The sequence below is a fragment of the Arthrobacter agilis genome (genome assembly GCF_002953615.1).
Taxonomy (GTDB): Bacteria; Actinomycetota; Actinomycetes; order Actinomycetales; family Micrococcaceae; genus Arthrobacter_D; species Arthrobacter_D agilis_B.
In genome coordinates this window covers 777,009-780,770 of sequence record NZ_CP024915.1, presented here as the reverse complement: position 1 = coordinate 780,770, position 3,762 = coordinate 777,009, and the positions used below count along the sequence as shown (strand labels likewise).

Below are 3,762 nucleotides of genomic sequence, written 5' to 3'. Positions count from 1 at the left end.
CCCGCCGCAGGCTCGACGACCTGGCAGCGGTGGCCCCGCCGGTGTGTCCATGAGCACCGTCCGTGGACACGACGAGTCGCGTGCCGCCGCACCGTGAGGTCAGGACGTCTCCGTGGCGCGTCGGTAGCCCGTGCCGTCCGGGTACCGCTCCACGTAGCCGTGGTCGACGAGCGCCCGCCGCAGCGTCGGGACGTCGCGTGTGACCGTGGCGAGCAGCCGGTTGACGTCAGGCTCGCCCAGCTCCTCGTCGGCGGGCAGGAGCCGCTCGGCGAGGTGCGCCAGCAGGTCGGCCCGGTCCTGGCCGGCGCGCGGGAGTCCGTCGATCCGCCCGTCCCGGAAGAACCGGTCCACGCCCTTCGGCGTCCCCGGCGCCGCTGCCGCGAGCACCTCCTTGAAGAGCTCACCGTCGACCGCGTGGTCGGCCGCGAGGAGTCCCGCGTCGACGAGGCGCCGGATCTCCTTCGGCGCAGCGTCGAGCGGCTCCCCGAGCACGGCCCGCGCATAGATCTCACGGGAACGCGCTCCGGCGAGGGTCGAGAGGATCTTCTGCCAGGACCGCGTCATGATGCCCCTTCCGTGGTCGGTGCCGAGGTCGGTGCTGCAGACCCCCGAACGGCCGCGAGGAAGCCGGGCGTCCCGGCCGCCGTGACGGCCGCGAGGCGCTCGGCCTCCGTGGGCCCGCCGTCGAGCACGGACCGCAGCGGCGGCCGGAGGACGACGACGCCCGCCTCCTCGGCGATCAGCGCGCCCGCCGCGATGTCGTGCTCGTGCAGCCCGCGCTCCACGAAGGCGTCGAGGGAGCCGTCGGCGACCATGCAGAGATCGAGAGCCGCAGAACCGAGCGTCCGCAGGTCGCCGAAGCCATGGAGGAACGCGCCGAGGTCGTCCACCTGCCCCGCCCGCGTCGCGGCGTCGTACGAGAAGCCGGTGCCGAGGATCCTCCCCCGGTCGGTACCGGGCCCGGCGAGGCGCCGCACCCTACCCTGGTCGCTCAGCCACGCTCCGCCGCCGCGGGACGCCCAGTAGATCCGGCGCAGCGCCGGGGCGTGCACGACGCCCGCCAGCCAGGTGCCGTCCGCGTCGGCCGCCGCCACGGACGTGCCGTAGTAGACGATGTTCCGGATGAAGTTCGTGGTGCCGTCGAGCGGGTCGATCGACCAGCGGATACCTGCGGCGCCGGACCCGGCAGGAACGGTGGTGCCGAGTTCCTCGCCGGTGATGGCGTCGTGCGGCCGCGAGTCCAGGACGACGCGGCGCACCGCACGCTCCGCGGCGACGTCGAACGCGGTCACCCAGTCACTGTCCGAGCTCTTGCTGGTGGCACCGAGGGCAGCGGGGTCGCGCCGGGCCAGGACCTCGGCACCGGCCGCGGCCGCCTGCCGTGCCAGGTGCAGGAGCGCCTCCGGGGTCGGCGCACGGCCGTCCCCCGAAGGACCTGCCGGCCCGGTCGTCACGGGGCCTCCGGGGTGTCGGGGCCCGTTCCCGCTCCGGACCCGGGTTCCGTGGCCACCTCGGCGTCCTCGTCGTCGGGATCGGAGATCGGGGGGCCGTTCTCGAGGAGTGCGATGAAGCCCTCCTCGTCGAGCACGGGGATGCCGAGCGCCTCGGCTTTCTCGAGCTTGGTCCCGGCGTTCTCGCCCGCCACCACGTAGCTGGTGTTCTTCGACACCGAACCGGCGGCCTTGCCACCACGGGTGATGATGGCCTCCTTCGCCTCGTCGCGGTTGTACTGCTCCAGGGATCCGGTCACCACGACGGTGAGGCCCTCGAGGGTGCGCGGCGTGCTCTCGTCGACGTCGTCCTGCATGCGCACGCCCGCTGCCGCCCAGCGGTCCACGATCTCGCGGTGCCAGTCCTCAGCGAACCACTCCTTCAGGGCGACGGCGATGGTGGGGCCCACGCCGTCGACGTGCGCGAGTTCCTCCTCGCTCGCGGCACGGATGCGGTCCATCGAGCCGAAGGCGGTGGCGAGGGCGCGTGACGCCGTCGGACCGACGTGACGGATGGACAGCGCCACGAGCACGCGCCAGAGCGGCTGCTTCTTCGCCTTCTCCAGCTCCGTGAAGAGCTTCCGGGTCGTTGCGCTCGGCTCCGAGGGCTTCTTCGCCGTCCCCTTCGAATAGAAGTAGGGCACGAGTTCCCTGCCCGTGACGACGCCCTTGACCTTCTTGTCCCGCTCGATCTTCACGTCCGCCAGCTTCTCCGGCGTGAGGTCGAAGATCTCCGCCTCGGTGGTGATCGGCGGGACCGCTGGTTCCGCGGGCTGGGTGAGCGCGATCGCCGCCTCCCAGCCGAGGGCCTCGATGTCGAAGGCGCCGCGCCCGGCGAGGTGGAACACGCGCTCACGCAACTGGGAGGGACAGGACCGGGCGTTGGGGCAGCGGATGTCGACGTCGCCCTCCTTCGCCGGCTGGAGCGGCGTGCCGCAGGAGGGGCACTCGGTGGGCATGACGAACGCGCGGACCTTCTCGGGATCGCGCAGGGCCATGACCGGGCCGACGATCTCCGGGATGACGTCGCCGGCCTTCCGCAGCACCACGATGTCCCCGATCATCACGCCCTTGGCCTTGACGACCTCCTGGTTGTGCAGCGTGGCCATACCGACGGTGGAACCGGCCACCTTGACGGGCTCCATGAGGCCGAAGGGCGTGACACGGCCGGTCCGGCCCACGTTCACGAGGATGTCCAGCAGCCTCGTGTTCACCTCCTCCGGCGGGTACTTGTACGCCACGGACCAGCGCGGCACGCGGGAGGTGTGGCCGAGCGCGCGCTGCAGGGCGAAGCTGTCGACCTTCACCACGATGCCGTCGATCTCGTGCAGGAGGTCGTGGCGGTGCTCCCCGTAATGACCGATGAAGTCGACGACCTCGTCCTGGGTGGCGAGGACCCTGTAGTACGGCGAGGTGGGGAGCCCCCAGGCCTTCAGGAGGTCGTACGTCTCCGACTGCGTCTCGGCCGCCAGGCCGGTGCGGGCGCCGATGCCGTGGACGTACATGTCGAGGGGACGCTCCGCCGTCATGGCGGGATCCTTCTGCCGCAGGGAACCGGCGGCGGCGTTCCGGGGATTGGCGAACGGGGCCTTGCCGGCGGCGACCATCCGCTCGTTGAGCTGCGCGAACTCCCTGGTGGGGAAGAAGACCTCGCCGCGGATCTCCACCTCCTCCGGGTGGCCGGTACCGGCAAGGCGTTTCGGGACCGAGGCGATGGTGAGGACGTTGTGCGTGATGTCCTCCCCCGTGACGCCGTCGCCGCGGGTGGCGGCGCGGACCAGTTCACCGTCGCGGTACAGGAGGTTCACGGCGAGGCCGTCGATCTTGAGCTCCGTCAGCCAGGCGACCGTCGCCCCCGGGCTGCGCTGCTCGACGCCGGCGGCCGCGCGGTCCAGCCAGGCCTTCAGCTCGTCGAGGGAGAAGACGTCCTCGAGGCTGTACATGCGCGCGAGGTGGTCCACGGGGGCGAAGGCGGCGGACACCTCCCCACCCACCTCCTGGGTGGGCGAGTCGTTGGCGACGATTTCGGGGTGGAGCGCCTCCAGCTCCTCGAGCCGCCGGAAGAGGGTGTCGAACTCGGCGTCGGAGATGGTGGGGGCGGCGTCCTGGTAGTACGCGGTGCGGTGTGCGCGGACCTCCTCGGCGAGCTGCGCATACTCGGCCCTGAGCTCGTCCCCCGGCGGCTGACGGTCTCCGGATCCGGCGGTCTGGGCTGCGTCTTCGGTTCCTGTGGTCACCGTCCTTATCTTGCCCTACACCCCTGACACGGGCC

3 protein-coding genes are annotated in these 3,762 nt (G+C 71.9%); all 3 read right to left on the bottom strand.

What is annotated here, in order from left to right:
* Window positions 1-99: 99 nt before the first annotated feature.
* From CVO76_RS03765 to ligA, 3 genes are read right to left on the bottom strand one after another with little or no spacing between them, the layout of a single operon-like run.
* The gene (locus tag CVO76_RS03765) at window positions 100-564 is read right to left on the bottom strand and encodes a DUF2087 domain-containing protein (protein ID WP_208740723.1); all 465 of its coding nucleotides are present in this window, start codon (window positions 562-564) and stop codon (window positions 100-102) included.
* Entirely contained in the window at window positions 561-1,454 is an 894-nt protein-coding gene (locus tag CVO76_RS03760) for an inositol monophosphatase family protein (protein ID WP_208740722.1), read from the bottom strand. The genes CVO76_RS03765 and CVO76_RS03760 overlap by 4 nt, the downstream gene beginning before the upstream one ends.
* Window positions 1,451-3,727: an NAD-dependent DNA ligase LigA gene (gene ligA / locus CVO76_RS03755; protein WP_208740721.1), complete on the bottom strand. Its 2,277-nt coding sequence runs from the start codon at window positions 3,725-3,727 to the stop codon at window positions 1,451-1,453. The genes CVO76_RS03760 and ligA overlap by 4 nt, the downstream gene beginning before the upstream one ends.
* Between the last annotated feature and the right edge of the window lie 35 nt (window positions 3,728-3,762).